Raw genomic sequence first — 18,203 nt, 5'->3', positions numbered from 1 at the left:
AAATAAAACAAAACAAAATGAAGAAACTATATTTCATTGCAATATTAGCTTTATCAGTAACAGAGTTAAGAGCACAGCAAGATCCTCATTACACTCAGTACATGTACAACATGAGTGTGATGAACCCGGCCTATGCCGGTTCTAAAGAAGCAGTTTCCGGCGGATTTCTTTATCGCAAGCAATGGGTTGAGATAGAAGATGCGCCTACAACGGGAACATTTTTCATCCACAGCCCCGTGGGAAGAAACGTTGGATTAGGACTTTCAGTCATCTCCGATAAGATTGGACCGGTGGAAGAAAACAATTTCTACGCCGACTTTTCTTATACCTTAAACTTAGGTGGTGAACACCGTTTGGCTTTTGGTATGAAAGCTGGGGTAACAATGCATAAGATTGATTTCAACACCATCTATCCAACCTTACCGGATTTAAATGATGATGTTTTTGGTTCAGGCAATCCTAACAAAACGTTTTTAAACGTTGGTTCCGGGGTTTTCTATTACACCGATAAGTATTACGTGGCTTTCTCTGTGCCGAATATGTTAAAGACAAAATATTTAGATTTTGACGGAAGACAATACGGAACCGAAGAATTGCACTATTTCTTAACCGGAGGTTATGTATTTGATTTGAATCCGAATTTGAAATTCAAACCTTTTGCGATGATTAAATCCTCGCTTAATGCGCCAACATCTTTTGATGTATCTACCAATTTTATGCTTTATGATAAGTTAGAATTAGGAGCCACTTATAGAGTAGAAGACTCTTTCGGAGCTATGGTTAATTTTGCGGTTACCCCTAGTTTAAGAATTGGGTACGCTTACGACCATATTGTTTCAGATTTGAATACCGTGACGCCATCTTCTCACGAGGTGATGATATTGTTTGATTTGAACTTCCCGAAAAAAGTATCCCGTTCACCAAGATATTTCTAACCTGTAAAGACACCTAAAAAATGAAAAATCTATATATAGCCTTAAGTTTTGTAACCCTAAGTTTCTCGCTTTCGGCACAAAATAAAGATACCAAAGCTGCCGACAAACTATTCGCAAGATATGAGTATGTCGATGCTGCTAAAGCTTATCTGAAACTTGTTGAGAACGATAAAGCCGACCCTTATGTGTACAAACAATTGGCCGATGCCAATTACAATATGTTCAACTCGGCAGAAGCTGTAAAATGGTATGCTAAAGCTACGGAAACCAATCAGGATGCTGAGACTTACTACCGTTATGCACAAATGCTCAAAGCCAGCGGAAAATACGAAGAAGCCAACAAGCAAATGCAAAAGTTTGCTTCGGCTGCACCCAATGACCAAAGAGCCAAAGCTTTCAAAGAAAATCCAAACTATATTCCAAGATTATTGGATAAAACCAAATTGTTCAACGTAAAGTCTTCAGACATTAGCAGCGACAAGTCTGATTTTGGAGCAGTGCTTTATGACAACAGCTTGTATTTTGCCAGTGCCAGAAATGGTGCCAGAAAAAACTACGGTTGGACAGACGAGCCTTTCCTAGATATTTACAAAGCCGATTACAATACCGATGGAACTATTACCAATGCGGGCGTTGTAGCGTCTTTAAATTCTAAATGGCATGATGGTCCGGTGACAATCAGTGCTGATGGGAATACGGCTTATTTTGCCAGTGAAAGCTACAAAGAGAAAGAGTTTGAGAAAGACAAAAAGAACAATGCCCGATTCAGTCAGGTGTATTTGTTTAAAGCTACCAAAAGCGGAGACTCTTGGGGTGAGCTTACAGAATTGCCTTTTAATGATAAAACGTTTTCCAACAGTAACCCATCACTTAGCAGAGACGGCAAAACATTGTACTTCTCTTCTAACAGACCCGGAAGTATTGGTGGTGTTGACATTTGGAAAGTAGCGGTGAATGCCGATGGTTCTTTTGGAGAGCCACAAAACTTAGGAAACAAAGTAAACACGGAAGGCAACGAAAGTTTCCCATTCATAGCTGACGATAACAAAACATTGTACTTCGCATCAGCCGGTAAACAAGGTTTAGGCGGCTATGACGTATACCAAATTGATTTATCAGGTGGAGAAGCTACCAATTTAGGCACACCGGTCAATACAGAGAAAGACGATTTCGCATTCTCTTTTAACGGCACTAAAAACGTAGGGTTCTTATCGAGTAATCGTGGTGGAAACGACGATATCTTAATGGTTAGTCCAATCTGTGGTGTAGATGTAACGGTGGTAGTAACCGATGCTAAAACAGGCGCGATTTTATCCAATGCTAGTGTTTCAATCTTGGATGACAAAAAGAATGTTATCGCTACTGAAATGTCAAACGCAAGCGGTGAGGTTAAATACAGAGTAGAGTGTGACAAACCGTATGTAGTGCAAGCTTCTAAAGACGGTTACGAAGGCAATACTTTTGCGGTAACACCAAGCAAAGGCCCATCAGCTAAAGTGGCAGCAGCCTTACAACCAATTGATGTGATTGTAACGGAAACTGAAATTGTTTTAAAACCAATCTATTTTGAATACGACAAGAGCAACATCACCCAAGAAGGTGCGTTCGAGTTAGACAAATTGGTTCAAGTGATGAAAAACAATGAGAAAATGGTTATCCTAGCTAAATCTCATACAGATAACAGAGGAACCGATAAGTACAACGAAAGACTATCAGACAGAAGAGCCAAATCAACGGCGCAATACATCATCTCTAAAGGCATTGCTGCCAACAGAATTTCTGCTAAAGGAATGGGTGAGTTAGAGCCAAAAGTAGATTGTGGTAAAGACTGCACCGAAGAACAACACGCTCAAAACAGACGTTCAGAGTTCTTGATTGTGACCAAGTAATTATTTACACGTTATATAAAAAACCCCAAGCAGTAATGTTTGGGGTTTTTTGTTGAACAATAAATCCGAACAATCCCGTTAAGGGTTTAATAAGGGTAGAAAATCAAATACGCATTACCTAAAATCCCGTCAGGGATGATATAAAAGGCAAACAACATATTGAATTGATTTTCGCTGTAATAACAGCGCTAATTCCACCGAACTAACCCGAAATCCCACCGCGCTATTCCTCCCCGGCGCAGCGCTAATAGTTAAACCTCCGAGCTAGAGGAGCACAGTACCGTGCCGCACAAAAAAACCACCGTACTAACTAAGCACGGCGATGAACCAATTTAAAAAACCACCGTGCTGACTTCGCCCGGTGCCGTGCTGGAAAACTCGGAACATTTTTTTTAGCCAAGGGGCTTATTTTATGGAGAACGGCGTTTATTTTTATAGGCATGCATACTATTTTAAATTTTTCTGCGTTATCTATAAAGAGAACAGTCAATAATAAAAGTTTAACCCCATCGGTACTCCATGAAACACTACTACTTGACACACATCCATAAGGCAAAACAACCTTCCAAAAACGGATAGGTGTCAGTGAGTAATAAAAATGTTTCTAATCAAACTTTTACATTATGAAAAATTCATTTTTCCCGCAGGCTGAATCCTTATTAGTGGTTTGGGCAACGAATTACCAAGAAAAAATTGCAACCCATGCTACAACCTTAGGTCTAAGTCCGACCGAAGTAGCTAACGAGCAGGCACTTTGCCAAGCTATTATCGATGCCGTCAATGCGGTAAACAATCAAAAAAACATTTACAAAGCATCTTTGGAAACCCGCGACAATACGATTAGTGTTCAGGGTGGTGAATTGCGGTTTGGCATTGCCCGTCACAAAGTGAATCCGGCTTATACCGAATCTATTGGGCAGGATTTAGGGATTATAAGTACAGGTGACGAATTTAATGCCGCGACCTATAAACCTATCATCATAGGTGAATTGTTTGGAGGGAATGTCCGCATCCGATTTAAAAAAATGGGTGTTGATGGAATCAATATTTATAGGCGACAAAAGGGCACGTCCACTTTCACCTTTTTGTCCCGCGCTACAAGAAGTCCTTTTGAACACCATCCCACACTGGCAGAACCCAACAAACCAGAGCATTGGGAATACCGTGCCTTCGGGGTTATTGGCGACGTAGAGATTGGTCTCGCCAGTGATATTGTTGAAATTATATTTGGAGAATAATTTGGTTTTCCATCATAAATAATTGGAGAAAGGCTGTCAGTAATGATGGCTTTTTTTGTAACAAAAAGCCCAATACGAAAGTATCGGGCTTATATATTCAAACTTGAGATGAAATAACTATTCTATATTTTCCGCTCTAAAGCTGCCTTCTGTTACCGTAATGGTACCGCCGTTTCCATCATCTCCGGTAAAAGAAAAAGTGCCTTTAATAACGTCTGCAGTAACTTCTGTAATACTCATGGTGCCTGTTTCATTATCAGAGTATACATCTCCGTTAAAATCACTGTAACTTCCCGCAAAAGAATCAACATTAGAGGGTTCATCAGTTATAGTAAAAGTTCCGTTGGCTACATCTAATGGCATAAATAATGACACCACTTTACCAGTGTCCTCATCATTAGCGGTAATCGATTTTGATAATGAATTAATCACAAATGGATCGGCGAATTCAACCCAAGTACCGTTTACTTTACATTTTAAATAGAAAGAAGAGGAAGAACTGCTGCTGCTGTCAGAACTACAGTTAAATGAAATGGCGCTAAAAGCGAATAACACCAATAAAAGAGATGCTTTTTTAAATGTTCTCATAATAAATTTTTTGTTTTTTAATAAATTGATTCCAAATATATTGGAAATTAATTAAGGCACAATAGGAAGGGAGGTTTATTTGTAAAATTACCTTTATAGTTTTGGTGCGCTTAATTTAAATATGTTTTGAATTTGTAAAATAGTCTGTTATAATTGAGACTATAAAAAAACCACTCCTTTTGAGAGTGGTTTTTCAGTTAAATCAAATTGGGTAAATTATTCTTTTACAAATCGTTTTGTAGTAGTGGAAACTCCGTTACTTACTTCAATTAAGTAAGCACCTGCTTTTAATGATCCTACAAAAACACTGTTGTTTTCAATTTTACCGTTTCCTAATTCCTGACCCATCATATTGAAAATTCTATAGGTGGACATAGTTTCAAGGTTGGTAATGTTTAATAAATCGCCTTTAACAGGGTTTGGGTATAAGTTAAAAGTAACTGCCGCTGGAGCGTTGTCTTCAAAACGAGCAGTAGCAGTGATGTTTACAGTATAATCTTCTACTTCACCATCTGCAAATATTTCACAAGAGGTTGGAGAAGCATTGTATTTCATTGAAACACGCATTCTTGTTGAGCCTAATAAAGCAGTAGTAGGCACTGTGAAACTTCTGGCGATAGGTGTTGCTGTGGTGCGGTTTACATTCACCACTTGTTCTCCTGAATCAAGGAAGTCTCCATCTCTATTATAATCAATCCAAACTCTGTAAGCTTCTCTGAAAACAGTTCCGGTCCATGTTGGAGTAATAGTAATGGTATTACTTGTTCCGCGAACTAAATTAGTAGAAAGCGCCGTAAAGTTACCATAACCACCATTGTTTCCTGATAAGTTGTTGATAGTGCCCAGTTGAACTCTGTTGATGAACTCATCAGTAGTGTTATTTCCTCTTGAAGCACAATAAGTTAGTGAAGCAGTAAGTGTTGTAACAGCAACGGTGTTACTGGCAAGCGAAGCATTTCCTGCGGCATCTTTAGCAATAACATAGAAAGTATAGGCTGTAGAGGCCGACAATCCGGTAACGGCAAGAGTAGTTGAAGCCGTTGAGGCTAAGAACGTTCCGTTTCTGAAAACATCGTAAGAAGTTACCCCTACGTTATCTGTCGCTCCAGACCATGCTAAGTTTGTCGAAGACGAAGTTGTACCGGAAGCACTTAATGTTGGAGCACTCGGCGCAGTTGTATCCGGCGTAAGTGTAGTAACATTAACCGTATTACTGGCCGGAGAAACATTACCTGCAGCGTCTTTTGCTATTACATAAAAACTGTATGAGGTTGAAGCGGATAATCCGTTAGCCAAAAATGTAGTCCCTGTAGTTGAGGCTCTGAAAGCACCGTCTTGGTATACATCATATCCTGAAACACCAATATTATCGGTTGCTCCAGACCATGATAAATTAGTTGCGTTTTCAGTAGTTCCTGAAGCACTTAACGTAGCTGCTGTTGGAGCAGTAGTATCCGGTGCTGAATTGGTTATTGTAAAGTTGGTATTAGAAACATCAAAGAAAATATGATTGGTTCCTTTTACCATGATGCGATTGGTTGTTCCGGCTAAATTAGGAATAGTGATGGCTTCTGTTCCGTCGTTTGGAGTTGCAGCCAACAATGTTATTGGATAAGTAAATCCGCCGTCGGTTGACAATAAAATATCTACATTGGCACAGTTTACATTGTTTGCAGTTGTTCCTGCTACATTCCAAGTTACCGTTTGAACACTGTTTCCGGCATAGGTAACAGCTGTGTTTGGCGCACTAACAGTAAAAGGTCCGGCTGTACCATTAACGGTTACAATCATGTCATCACTATTATTGGCAGAACCACCGGCTCTGTTGTCGCGAACAGTAAGTCTGAAATTCATAGTTCTGGCTACTGAAGGCAAAGCTTCAACGGTTATTTCAGTTCCAGCAGTGGTTGTAGCTCCGTTTAATACGGATTGTATTCTTGGGAAATATCTAACCGGAGTAGTCGTTGAATTGTAAGATCGGAAAGTTGGACCGGTAGTTCGAGTTGCACTGGCAGCTGAACTTGCACCGGTAGCCGTACTTGCGGCATTATCAAATTGTTCCCAGTTGTAAGTTAAAGCATCTCCATTAGCATCACTCCCTGAACCGGTTAACATAAATGGAGTACTTCTTGGAATAGTGTAGTCTAAACCTGCGTTAGCCGTTGGGATAGCATTCCCAGTTGGAGTATTGGTTTGACAAGTTTTATTTTTTACATTATTTGTAATTTGTTGGATACTGATGGCATGAAAATAAGCATCAGAATTGGGTTGAACATCCTGAGCAGTAATACCGGCATAACCCATAATGGTAGATCCTGAACCCGGTTCCATATTGGCGCCTGTACCTTCATTACTCATAGAGAAAGTATGATTTCCTCCAAATTGATGCCCAATTTCGTGAGCAACATAATCAATGTCAAATATATCTCCTTGAGGAATTGTACCTGAAGTAAAACCACTTCCTTTACCTGAATTACATACACATCCAATACATCCGGCATTTCCGTTATTTGCAGCTCTTACGAATAAATGGCCAACATCATAATTGGCATCACCAATTACTGAAGTAAGCGTGCTTTGAAGTTGACTGTTGTAACTAGTAGTGTATGGATCAGTCGAGGCATTGGTGTATATTACTAAGTCGTTATTCGCAATTATAACCATTCTTACAGCAAAATCTTTTTCAAAAACACCGTTTACACGGGTCATCGAATTATTCATTGCAGCTAAGGCTAATGCTTTTGTGCCTCCAAAATAAGCGGTATATTCACCGGTACAAGATAAGGCTAAACGAAATGTTCTCAAAGTGGCATCATCAGCGTTTGGTCTTAACATACTTTCATCACCATTAATTTGAGGAGCAACCCCGTCAATAACAGAACACTCAAATGGGCTCAGTGATTGGGTTCTGTCTGCTTTTCGGAATACAGTATATGTAGTTAAGTCTTGTGAAATCGGCTCAATAAATACGGCAGCTTTGTCAGCACTTAAAGTCATCGATTTAAACCCAAGCGGTGTAACACTAAAATAAGCAGTCGAGTGTGGATTGTCTACACCAATTCCGATGTAAGATTTGATTTCAGGATAACGAGCCGCTAAAGCCGGATCTAAAGCTGAATTTTCATAAATACTAAATCTTTCTAAAGTCCCTTTTTCATTAGGAATAGACAATGTAACTTGAGAAGTTCTCGCTCCTGAAGCTCTTTGTGGAGCATTAGACAATACATTTCTAAGTCCGTCAAGATTTAGCGTGAAAAGATTGTTTTCCGGTAAAGCCATTCTACTATCTAAGGGAATCATATCAACCTTCTTTGTAGTTGAATTCCAAAGCGAGTTTCCGGTTTGCGAAAAGGCTATGCTACTGATGGTCAGTAAGGCAACAGTAAGTAATTTGTATTTCATAAATGATTGAATTTGGTTAAATTATCGACTCAAAATTAAAATTATTTTTCACATTACTTGAAATAAAACAGCAAAACTGTTAACAAATCGACAAACTACAGCTTTAATAGATGATAAATACTTAGAAAATTAATTAAAAAGATAAAAAATTCGAAAAAACTGACAGCAACTACAGTAAACAATTGTGAAAAAAAGTAATTTTAAAAAAAAATTAGCCATGCATTTTAGTTATTGGGAACTTAAAAATTGGTTTACTAATGTTGATTTCACCATAGTCGGAAGCGGAATTGTTGGTTTGCACTCTGCTTTGGCTTTGCGAGAAAAATTTCCGGAAAGCAAAATATTGGTTTTAGAAAAGGGAATTTTGCCTCAAGGGGCAAGTACTAAAAATGCTGGTTTTGCTTGTTTTGGCAGTCTTTCCGAAATTTTAGACGATTTAAAATCACACAGCGAAGAGGAAGTTATTCAATTGATTCAAAAACGTTGGAACGGTTTGCAATTGTTGCGTAAAAATTTAAGCGATGTAGCTATAGATTTCAAACCTTTTGGAGGCTATGAGTTGTTTCTCAACGACGATGAAAGCAGTTACAATGAGTGTTTGCAGAAGTTGCCCTTTATCAACGATATTTTAAAACCCATTTTCAGAAATGATGTTTTTGCCAAAGAAGTGGATCGTTTTGACTTTAAAGGTATTCAAGAGTATTTGATTTTTAATCCTTACGAGGCCCAAATCGATACCGGAAAAATGATGCACGCTTTATTGCAAAAAGCAGTAACCAACAACATTATGATTCTAAATCAAGTCGAAGTGACTTCGTTTGAAGAGCAAAAAGATAGCGTGGAAATAGCGCTTGGTGATTTTAGTTTTAAGAGCAAGAAATTACTGTTTGCCACAAACGGTTTCGCCGGAAAGCTAACGGATAACCAAGTAAAACCGGCGAGAGCACAAGTTTTGATTACCGAGCCAATTTCGAATTTAGACATTAAAGGCACCTTTCATCTCGATAAAGGGTATTATTATTTCAGGAATATTGATGACCGAATTCTTTTAGGAGGTGGCCGCAATTTGGATTTTGAAGGCGAAACAACAACGGATTTAGGTCAAACGGATTTAATACAAAATCGTTTGGATACCATTTTAAAAGAAGTAATTTTACCAAATACCGATTACAAAATTGCCCATCGTTGGAGCGGTATTATGGGGTTGGGTTCTAGTAAAAGACCTATTGTTGAACAACTTTCAGAAAATGTTTATTGCGGTGTTCGACTTGGTGGCATGGGCGTTGCAATTGGTAGTTTAATCGGTCAAGAATTAGCAGATTTAGTTAAATAATATATGATAAGAAAAATTTCCCGTTGGCTTTGGAAAGCATTCCTATGGTTTTTAGGCCTTTCGATAGTTACTGTAATAATTTTTAAATGGGTACCTATTCCTATCACACCCTTAATGATAACTCGTGTAATTGAAAATAAAATTGAGGGTAATGATGCAATTCTCAGTCATGATTGGGTGTCATTAGAAGAGATTTCACCTAATCTCCAAAAAGCGGTGATTGCCAGCGAAGACGGTAATTTTTTAAAACACAGCGGTTTCGATTTTGAGGCGATGCAAAAAGCATTCAAAAACAACCAAAGAGGTAAAAAATTAAAAGGAGGAAGTACCATTTCCCAACAAACGGCTAAAAATGTTTTCTTGTGGCAAGGCAGAAGTTATCTCCGCAAAGGTTTGGAAGCCTATTTCACGGTTTTAATTGAACTCATTTGGGGTAAAGAACGCATTATGGAAGTTTACCTGAACAGTATCGAAATGGGTAATGGTGTTTATGGTGCGCAAGAAGCAGCGAGAGTTTGGTATCGAACATCAGCCATTAATCTAACCAAAAGAGAAGCGGCAGGAATTGCTGCTATATTACCCAATCCTAGAAAATACAAAGCAACCAATTCCTCTTCCTATATCGAAAGAAGAAAAGACAGAATCCTGCGCAACATGCGACACATTGGAAAATTAGAATATTAAAAAAGCCGACTAGTAATAGTCGGCTTTTTGTTTTATTTTCAATATCCTTTAGTAAAAAAGCGGCTTGTATTGTTGCCAATGTTTGTAGATTAAAATACCATTAAACAATAAAACAACTATAGCAATGGGTAATCCCGAAATACCTAAAAACAAGTGAAAAAGTAAAATATTAATGGATATAGGTGCTAGTAATATTAGAGCAAAAGCGACCCATTTTTTCAACAAAAGCATAGCGCCAATAATAATTTCCAAGACACCTAATACCGGAAAAATATATCCTGTTGCTCCTAATGAATTCATAAAATCACCGGCTGAACCTGTCGGTGCTTCCATGGGAAGGAAATGAAATAATTTGTTGGCGCCAAAAACAACCAGTGCCAAACCTAAAGCTATTCTAGCAATTTTAGTAAACATTGAATTCATAAGTAGATGGTTTTGGATTAGTAATATGGTAAAAATAGCACTAATTATTTATAGTATATACACCTAATTACTTAAAAATTTACCTTATTTATAAACAATTATCGAAAAACGTAAACATCAGATATTTTAGATATTGAAATTAATTCCCAAAACAATATTTCTTCCAATATTAGGAATGCCGTCTGCTTTTAGTCTAGACAAATGGGAAACATAGGCTTTGTCAAAAACATTATTAGCATTTAAATTGGCATTGAAAATGGTTTTGCCTAAAATTATTTTTCCGCCCAAACTCAAATTCACTAAAGTATAATCGTTGGTTTTGGTTTCAAATTCGCCGGCATTATTTTGGGCCAAAGTGCTTTCGATATTTACTGTAGCGAAACCTTCTTTCCACCAATTTTTGACTTCAAATTCCCCACGAAAAGTGTTGTTCCATTTGTTAGCCGGAATCAAAGGTAGACTATCGCCATTCTCTTTTTCGCCGATTACGGTTTCAAAACTACTGTACAAATGCAGCCAATCCAATGGGTGCGGATGAAAGTGAATACCGGTTTCACCACCATACAAACGAGCATTCGCTTGAACATAATCATAAACATTATTGCCTTCAATCACGTTACCATTTGGCGAAATAAAAATGTAATCATTGATGTGATTGTAAAATCCGTTGACAAACAACTCAAAGTGCGAGCTTTTGTATTCTAAATTTAAATCGGTTTGCAAATTCTGCTCGTTATTCAAATTAGCATTTCCAATTTCGTAACGATTACTGCCTTCATGTACACCATTCGAAGTCAATTCGGCTAAATTTGGTGCACGAAAACCGGAAGCGATATTCAAACGCATCGTGAAATTTTCAGCCAAATCGGTTTTGTAACCTAAAGAAGCATTAAAACTGTCAAAGCTTTTGTCGATGGCTTCAAAATAACCTTCTTCGCCAACATTACCGTGATTTTCTGTAGTTACATTTCGGTTGTCAAAACGCAATCCGGCTTGAATCACATTGTTTTTCCATTCATAATTTACGGTTCCGAAAATGCCAAAGTCATTGGTTACGGCATTCGGAATTAATAACTCTTCACCAAAATTACTGTTGGTTTGATTCATGCCTTGAACGCCAACAATGGTTTCTATTTTGCCCATCTTAGGCAAATAATATTTGACATCGTAGTTCAAAGTTTGCAATTCCATGTGCAAAACCGCTACGTTACTGTCTTCAAATTCGCTTCGGTCATTAAAGATGTAACCCAAATCGGCATCCAATTTGGAGTTTTTAAAATAAAAAGTATTGTGCAAACTCAAGATATGACTGTCAACGCCTTGTCTTGGATATAAAACGTCTCGACTGGTTGATTGCTCAGCGATACCTTCTTCCGGAATTCCTAAATTTAATTGGTTGAAATTATAACGCAACACACTGGAAAAATTTGAATTGTTATAACCAATTCCGGCTTTCAAATCGGTTTCGTTAAAACGCGTATTGGTTACTCGGTCGCCATCGGCTATCTTGTAATCCGCATGAGAATTATAACTGCCACGGACTAAAAATTTCCAATGTTCGGTAGAAGTTTTTAATCCCAAAGTAGCATTGCTACCTAAAGTATTGGAAAAAATTCTTTGTCCAAAATCGGTTTTAAAATCTCCGGCATTGGCAAACTTTTCCGGATTAAAATACAAAACGCCACCCAATGCATCTGAGCCGTAAAGCAATGAAGCCGGACCTTTGATGACTTCTACACTTTCGACACCGGCATCATTCAAACCCAAACCGTGTTCTTCACCAAATTGCTGATTCTCTAAACGAACGCCTTGGGTATAAACCAAAACGCGATTACCACTCAACCCACGAATCACCGGTTTTCCGATAGAAGTTCCGGTGGAAACTTGCGAAACGCCGGGAATTGTCGCCAAACCTTCAATGAGGGTTGTTGCGCCTTTTTGTTGTAGCGCTTTTACGTTTTGATGCTCGACTTTCATCACATTTTGCGATTGTAATTTGTTAAAAGCCGTGGAAACAATCACTTCATCCATGTGGGTGATGCTTTCTTCTAAAGTAATATTTTGTGTAATTTCTTGGGTCGAAATAGTGACTGAAACGGTTTGTCTTTCAAATCCGACAGCGGAAAAAACGATTTTAAAATTCCCCACAGGAATATTGTTCAGGGTATAATTCCCGTTGTCATTCGTAATGGTTTCTTTGTGGATTTCGGGAATGGAAACGATAATATTGGGTAACGGTTTATTGTTTTTATCGGAAACCGTTCCACTGATTTTATTTTGCGCTGTAGCAATGAATGATAATCCTAAGGTTAGGATTAGATATAATGATTTCATGAGAATGATTTTATTGTAAATGAATAATGGCCAAAGATAATTTCGGCTTAAAAACTATTTATACAATAAAACTCGGTGGTGCCCTAAGCGCAAAGAGAGCGCCTCGAAACTTCTGAGTGATTTCTTTGGAATAAAAAACAGTATAAGCAGTTGGCGCTTCTGTTTTTTGGAATTCAAAAGATTTTATAGGCGTTGGAGTATAACTACTAAAGGCGAATTCGCAGACAAAACATTTTTCTAAACCGTCATGACCGTGTCCGATTTCTGTTTTGTGATGGTTATAAACGTGTTGGCATTGTTTCTCAGAAAATTGTTTTACTAAATGCTCAAAAGAGTGAATAGATTGAAAGAATATTGCGAACAATATCATCAATCCCATCAACGCATTCGTAAAAAGTAGTTTTCTTTTCATCATCGCAAATGTAAAACATTGCTAAAGAAAAACCGCCCGATTTTAACAAACTTTAGGATTTGTAAAATCGGACGGATTATTGAGTAGTTTAAATTACACTAAGTTATTCGCTACCAAATATTCAGCAATTTGAACTGTATTGGTTGCTGCGCCTTTTCTTAAGTTGTCGGCTACAATCCACATATTTAAAGAGTTCGGTTGGCTTTCATCACGACGGATTCTGCCCACAAACACATCGTCTTTTCCTTGAGCATACAAAGGCATCGGATAAGTATAAGTGTCATTATTATCTTGAACGGTTACGCCGGCGGTGTGGTGAAGAATATTTCTCACTTCGTTTACATCAAAATCATTAGAGAATTCTACATTCACCGCTTCACTGTGTCCACCAACTACCGGTATTCTAATCGCTGTTGCGGTAACTGCAATCGATTTGTCACCGATGATTTTTTGGGTTTCGCGCACCAATTTCATTTCTTCTTTGGTGTAACCGTTGTCTTCAAAACTATCGCATTGTGGAATTGCATTGCGGTGTATTTGGTATTTATAAGCCATTTCCCCTTTAATACCTGCATATTCATTTTCCAATTGTTGTACTGCTTTCACACCGGTTCCGGTAATGGATTGGTAAGTAGAAACAATGACACGTTTGATGTTGTATTTTTTATGTAATGGCGCTAAAACCATTACCATTTGTATAGTCGAACAGTTTGGATTGGCAATGATTTTATCTTCTTTGGTCAATTCAGAAGCGTTGATTTCAGGAACGACTAGTTTTTTAGTCGGATCCATTCTCCATGCAGATGAGTTGTCGATTACGGTGGTTCCGGCTTCGGCAAATTTTGGTGCCCAAGCTAAAGAAGTTTCCCCACCAGCCGAAAACAAAGCGATGTCTGCCTTCATGTCTACTGCTGTTTGTAAACCCACTACTTTATACTTCTTACCCTTAAATTCGATTTCCTTACCCACTGATTTCTCAGAAGCTACGGGAATTAATTCGGATACAGGAAAATTTCTTTCCGCCAATACTTGAAGCATTACTTCGCCAACCATACCGGTTGCACCTACTACAGCAACTTTCATAAAAATATAATTTAGATTTAATAAATTTTGAACTACAAAAGTAATCAGAAAACCATACCTGCATTAGTTTTTACTATAAAAATTACCGAATTCTAAAAGCGATTTGCCCAAAAAGAAAAACCGCCTCTATTAAGAAGCGGTTTAGTTAGAATATATAATGTAGCGGTACTACTTTTTAAGCAAATCTCTAATTTGAGTAAGCAATTCTTCTTGTGTTGGTCCGGCAGGTGCAGCAGGTGCAGCTTCTTCTTTTTTCTTCATTCTCTCTGCTGCGCGAAGAATGATAAAGATGAACAACGCAATAATCACGAAATTAATGGTGGCTTGTACCAGATTACCATAAGTAATTACAGCAGCGCCGGCTTCTTTGGCTTTGGCTAAGTTTTCATAACTGTTGCCATCTAATGTGATGAATTTAGTTGTAAAGTCAATACCGCCTGTAATTAAACCAACTATTGGCATAATAACATCGTCAACAGCTGACCCGACAATCTTACCAAAAGCACCACCGATTACTACCGCGGTAGCCAAACTTAATACATCGCCTTTCATCAAAGACGCTTTAAAATCGCTAAAAAATCCCATATTTTTTTGTTTTTAATTGGTTAATTAATGACACTAAATTAGTTAAATTTTTATATAATTCACAAAAAAATAAAACTATTCTCGGAAAAATACTCGCTTAACCCTTTGAGAAATGCTGGTAAGAATTTCATACGGAATGGTGTTCAATTGCTTAGCCATATGGTTCACCGATGGATTTTCGCCAAAAATAATCACCGAATTTCCTTCTTTACAATCAATGTTGGTAACATCAACCATTAGCATATCCATACATATGCTGCCTACAATTTTGGCTTGTTTGTTATTGATAACTACATAACCTACACCATTGCCCCAACTTCTTCGAATACCATCGGCATAACCAATAGGAATTGTGGCGATTTTGGTTTCCTTTTCGGCTATAAATCTTCGACCATAACCTACGCTTTCACCTTGGTCAATCGTTCTAATTTGAGAAATAACCGATTTTAAAGTGCCTACATTCTCCAAGTATTTTTGCTCCTCTTCATCGTTGGAAATCCCATACAAACCAATGCCTAAACGCACCATGTCGTATTGTGCATCGGGATAATTGGAAATGCCGGAAGTATTTAAAATATGACGAATCGGTTTAATTTTAAGTTCCGAAAGCAATTGAGCAGACAGTTTTTCAAATAAAGCAATCTGCGATTGGGCAAACGCATCGTGTTTCAAATCATCACTAGTTGCCATGTGCGACAAAATGCTTTTAATTTGGATCGTTTCGTTGCTTTTTAGGATGGAAATCAATTCGGCTAAATTTTCTTCTTCAAAACCCAAACGGTGCATTCCGGTATCGATTTTAATATGAATTGGGTAGTTCTTTAATTTCTTTTGCTCGGCAATTTTCAGAAAGGCTTTTAATCCTTTAATCGAATAAATTTCGGGTTCTAAGTTGTGCTGAATGATAGCCGAAAAACTCGTCGTCTCCGGATTCATCACCATAATCGGCACCGAAATTCCGGCACTTTTCAATGAAATTCCTTCATCGGCGAAAGCCACACCGAGATAATCGACTTTGTGATGCTCTAATAATTTGGCAATTTCAAATCCGCCGTTACCATAACCAAAAGCTTTCACCATAACCATCATTTTGGTTTTCGGAGCCAATTTCGATTTAAAGAAATTCAGATTGTGACTGACCGCGTTGAGGTTGATTTCCAAAACGGTTTCATGCGTTTTCTCTTCGAGCATCGAGACGATTTCTTCAAAGTGAAAATCACGCGCACCTTTGACCAGTATGGTTTCGTTTTCGAAGTTTAATTGTTCAAAAGCATTGGCAAATTCGGCTACATTTTTAAACGTAACACTATTGATGAATTTGTTTTTATACTGTGAAATCGTTTCGCCAATACCTATAACACGAGTGATTTTGTTCGAAATAATCAATTGCGAAACTTGGGAATATAATTCTTCATTATTCAATCCGCTTTGGAAAATATCCGAGAGAATTAGGGTTTTCTTTTTGTGTTGTTTTTGGTGTTCCAAAAAATCTAAAGCTATTTTCAACGACTGAAAATCGGAACTGTAACTGTCATCGATAATCGTACAATTGTTAATGCCGTTTTTGACTTTCAAACGCATTTCCACCGGATACAATTGCGCCATTCGGGTTTGAATGACTTTGTGATTGTAGCCAAAATAAAGCATCACCATCATGCAATGAATCGCATTTTCGACCGAAGCTTGGTCTTGAAACGGAATGATAATCGGGAAAGTATCTTCTTTATAAGTGACTTGCAATTCGGTTAAATCGCCTATGTTTTTTTTGGTGATGTAAACATCCGCACTTTTATCGTCTGAACACCAACTGAAGGTTTTTATCTTTTGGTTTACAAACGCATTAATGGTTTTATTCTTGTTCAAAATCAAAACATTTACCGAAGTAAAAAGCTTTAATTTCTCTTTTATTTTTTCGGCTACGCTGGGAAAACCTTCATCGTGTGCTGTGCCAATATTTGATAAAATACCAATCGTCGGGCGAATGATTTTTTGCAGTTTTTCCATTTCATTAACCGTAGAAATACCGGCTTCAAAAATCCCGAGATTATGTTTTTCATTGATGCCTAAAATCGACAGCGGAACACCCACTTGCGAGTTGTAACTTTTCGGACTGCGAATAATATTGTAATCCGGACTCAACAAAAAATTCAACCATTCTTTGATGATGGTTTTGCCGTTGCTTCCGGTGATTCCGATAATAGGAAAGTCAAATAAACTACGGTAATACGAAGCGAATTTTTGCAAAGCTTCTAGTGTATTCTCAACTACTAAAAAGTTAGCTTTTCCGGTTGCATTTTCGGGAATATGGGTTACCACAAAATGCTTTACATCTTTTCCAATCAGTTCTTCAATATAAGAATGGCCGTCATTATTGGGTCCCGAAATCGCAAAAAACAAAGTGTTTTCGCCATTTTGCAATGAGCGACTATCAATAGAAATCGCGTCAATAACGGCTACATCATTTTGACCGATCCAATTGGCCTTGATGATGGGAATGATATTTCGTAGGGTTAGTGTCAAGGGGTTATTCTTCTTTAGATAGGTTTTCGGCGTCTTTTACGACCATGTTTTCGCGCATGGCATTGAAATAAGCAGCGCGGCTCAAAGGTTCGTATTCTTCGGTTTCACCGAGCATGACCAATTTTTCGTTGTCATTTTTTCGGAAACTGTAATGGGCTAAATTGCCCGTTCTGGTACAAACGGCGTGGACTTTGGTCACATATTCGGCAGTGGCCATCAAAGCCGGCATTGGTCCGAAAGGATTGCCTTTAAAATCCATGTCTAATCCCGCCACAATTACCCGTATTCCCGAATTGGCTAAATCATTACAAACTGCTATAATTTCGTCATCAAAAAATTGCGCTTCGTCTATACCAACGACATCACAGCCTTGGGCTAAAATTCGAATGTTAGCCGCCGCCGGAACCGGAGTCGAACGTATTTCGTTTTTATTATGGGAAACAACCATTTCCTCATCGTAGCGCGTATCGATGGATGGCTTGAAAATTTCGACTTTTTGTTTGGCAAATTGAGCCCTTTTTAAGCGGCGGATGAGTTCTTCTGTTTTACCCGAAAACATCGATCCGCAGATGACTTCAATCCAACCAAATTGTTCTTTATGATTTACTGTATTTTCGAGAAACATTTTGTATTTTTCTTGCGCTAAAAATGAATAGTTTTTATTACTTTGTAACGAAAACAAACCGACATTATTTTTTTCTATTTTTACGTCGATTCAAATGTAGAAAAATTTTAATTAAGGTAACTTCTTCCCAAGGTTAAATAAATTGCACGGAA

General features: G+C 37.9%; 14 protein-coding genes. 5 read left to right on the top strand and 9 right to left on the bottom strand.

From position 1 onward, the window contains the following. Positions 1-17: 17 nt before the first annotated feature. The 3 genes from ICG50_RS00680 to ICG50_RS00670 all read left to right on the top strand — a co-directional run bounded on the left by ICG50_RS00680 (position 18) and on the right by ICG50_RS00670 (position 4,062). The gene (locus tag ICG50_RS00680; RefSeq protein ID WP_187658987.1) at positions 18-935 is read left to right on the top strand and encodes a PorP/SprF family type IX secretion system membrane protein; all 918 of its coding nucleotides are present in this window, start codon (positions 18-20) and stop codon (positions 933-935) included. Between the two features lie 20 nt (positions 936-955). Next, positions 956-2,824 carry an OmpA family protein gene (locus ICG50_RS00675; RefSeq protein WP_187658986.1) on the top strand — a complete coding sequence of 623 codons (1,869 nt, stop codon included), beginning with the start codon at positions 956-958 and terminating at the stop codon, positions 2,822-2,824. A gap of 623 nt (positions 2,825-3,447) precedes the next feature. Further along, complete coding sequence (locus ICG50_RS00670) at positions 3,448-4,062, top strand: hypothetical protein (protein WP_187658985.1); 615 nt, start codon at positions 3,448-3,450, stop codon at positions 4,060-4,062. A 117-nt stretch (positions 4,063-4,179) separates the two neighbouring features. Here the strand turns inward: ICG50_RS00670 and ICG50_RS00665 are convergent, their stop codons facing one another. Both ICG50_RS00665 and ICG50_RS00660 read right to left on the bottom strand, forming a co-directional pair. Continuing rightward, positions 4,180-4,650 carry a DUF6252 domain-containing protein gene (locus ICG50_RS00665; RefSeq protein ID WP_187658984.1) on the bottom strand — a complete coding sequence of 157 codons (471 nt, stop codon included), beginning with the start codon at positions 4,648-4,650 and terminating at the stop codon, positions 4,180-4,182. A 216-nt stretch (positions 4,651-4,866) separates the two neighbouring features. Then, positions 4,867-8,052 (bottom strand): reprolysin-like metallopeptidase, encoded by a 3,186-nt coding sequence (locus tag ICG50_RS00660; RefSeq protein WP_187658983.1) that lies wholly within the window; start codon positions 8,050-8,052, stop codon positions 4,867-4,869. 217 nt (positions 8,053-8,269) lie between these two features. Between ICG50_RS00660 and ICG50_RS00655 the strand changes: the two genes are divergently transcribed. Together ICG50_RS00655 and mtgA are read left to right on the top strand one after the other, a co-directional pair. Further along, positions 8,270-9,385, top strand: coding sequence for an NAD(P)/FAD-dependent oxidoreductase (locus ICG50_RS00655; protein ID WP_187658982.1), 1,116 nt, complete (start codon positions 8,270-8,272; stop codon positions 9,383-9,385). Positions 9,386-9,388: 3 nt separating this feature from the next. Beyond that, a complete protein-coding gene (mtgA, locus tag ICG50_RS00650; protein WP_187658981.1) occupies positions 9,389-10,069 on the top strand; it encodes a monofunctional biosynthetic peptidoglycan transglycosylase in 681 nt (226 codons plus the stop codon). Between the two features lie 48 nt (positions 10,070-10,117). Here mtgA and ICG50_RS00645 read toward each other — a convergent pair whose 3' ends face one another. From ICG50_RS00645 to ICG50_RS00615, 7 genes are all read right to left on the bottom strand, one after another. Further along, positions 10,118-10,492, bottom strand: coding sequence for a DoxX family membrane protein (locus ICG50_RS00645; protein ID WP_187658980.1), 375 nt, complete (start codon positions 10,490-10,492; stop codon positions 10,118-10,120). A 126-nt stretch (positions 10,493-10,618) separates the two neighbouring features. Further along, positions 10,619-12,826 (bottom strand): TonB-dependent receptor, encoded by a 2,208-nt coding sequence (locus ICG50_RS00640; protein WP_187658979.1) that lies wholly within the window; start codon positions 12,824-12,826, stop codon positions 10,619-10,621. Between the two features lie 58 nt (positions 12,827-12,884). Then, entirely contained in the window at positions 12,885-13,238 is a 354-nt protein-coding gene (locus ICG50_RS00635) for a hypothetical protein (RefSeq protein WP_187658978.1), read from the bottom strand. 93 nt (positions 13,239-13,331) lie between these two features. Continuing rightward, the gene (locus ICG50_RS00630; RefSeq protein ID WP_187658977.1) at positions 13,332-14,321 is read right to left on the bottom strand and encodes an aspartate-semialdehyde dehydrogenase; all 990 of its coding nucleotides are present in this window, start codon (positions 14,319-14,321) and stop codon (positions 13,332-13,334) included. A gap of 168 nt (positions 14,322-14,489) precedes the next feature. After that, complete coding sequence (mscL, locus tag ICG50_RS00625; protein ID WP_187658976.1) at positions 14,490-14,906, bottom strand: large conductance mechanosensitive channel protein MscL; 417 nt, start codon at positions 14,904-14,906, stop codon at positions 14,490-14,492. Between the two features lie 75 nt (positions 14,907-14,981). Continuing rightward, entirely contained in the window at positions 14,982-17,426 is a 2,445-nt protein-coding gene (locus tag ICG50_RS00620) for a bifunctional UDP-N-acetylmuramoyl-tripeptide:D-alanyl-D-alanine ligase/alanine racemase (RefSeq protein ID WP_187658975.1), read from the bottom strand. A gap of 4 nt (positions 17,427-17,430) precedes the next feature. Beyond that, complete coding sequence (locus tag ICG50_RS00615; RefSeq protein ID WP_187658974.1) at positions 17,431-18,051, bottom strand: thymidine kinase; 621 nt, start codon at positions 18,049-18,051, stop codon at positions 17,431-17,433. Positions 18,052-18,203: the final 152 nt, after the last annotated feature.

The organism is Flavobacterium buctense, from assembly GCF_014486695.1.
Taxonomy (GTDB): domain Bacteria; phylum Bacteroidota; class Bacteroidia; order Flavobacteriales; family Flavobacteriaceae; genus Flavobacterium; species Flavobacterium buctense.
Note: the sequence above shows the minus strand (reverse complement) of the source record. Positions and strands in the feature narration are given on the sequence as shown.

Bases quoted from the DNA above. Each gene is read 5' to 3' on its own strand.
- ICG50_RS00680 (WP_187658987.1), top strand. From the start codon at position 18: ATGAAGAAACTATATTTCATTGCAATATTAGCTTTATCAGTAACAGAG.
- ICG50_RS00640 (WP_187658979.1), bottom strand. From the start codon at position 12,826: ATGAAATCATTATATCTAATCCTAACCTTAGGATTATCATTCATTGCT.
- ICG50_RS00675 (WP_187658986.1), top strand. From the start codon at position 956: ATGAAAAATCTATATATAGCCTTAAGTTTTGTAACCCTAAGTTTCTCG.
- mtgA (WP_187658981.1), top strand. From the start codon at position 9,389: ATGATAAGAAAAATTTCCCGTTGGCTTTGGAAAGCATTCCTATGGTTT.
- ICG50_RS00615 (WP_187658974.1), bottom strand. From the start codon at position 18,051: ATGTTTCTCGAAAATACAGTAAATCATAAAGAACAATTTGGTTGGATT.
- ICG50_RS00670 (WP_187658985.1), top strand. From the start codon at position 3,448: ATGAAAAATTCATTTTTCCCGCAGGCTGAATCCTTATTAGTGGTTTGG.
- ICG50_RS00665 (WP_187658984.1), bottom strand. From the start codon at position 4,650: ATGAGAACATTTAAAAAAGCATCTCTTTTATTGGTGTTATTCGCTTTT.
- ICG50_RS00655 (WP_187658982.1), top strand. From the start codon at position 8,270: ATGCATTTTAGTTATTGGGAACTTAAAAATTGGTTTACTAATGTTGAT.
- ICG50_RS00645 (WP_187658980.1), bottom strand. From the start codon at position 10,492: ATGAATTCAATGTTTACTAAAATTGCTAGAATAGCTTTAGGTTTGGCA.
- mscL (WP_187658976.1), bottom strand. From the start codon at position 14,906: ATGGGATTTTTTAGCGATTTTAAAGCGTCTTTGATGAAAGGCGATGTA.
- ICG50_RS00660 (WP_187658983.1), bottom strand. From the start codon at position 8,052: ATGAAATACAAATTACTTACTGTTGCCTTACTGACCATCAGTAGCATA.
- ICG50_RS00635 (WP_187658978.1), bottom strand. From the start codon at position 13,238: ATGAAAAGAAAACTACTTTTTACGAATGCGTTGATGGGATTGATGATA.
- ICG50_RS00630 (WP_187658977.1), bottom strand. From the start codon at position 14,321: ATGAAAGTTGCTGTAGTAGGTGCAACCGGTATGGTTGGCGAAGTAATG.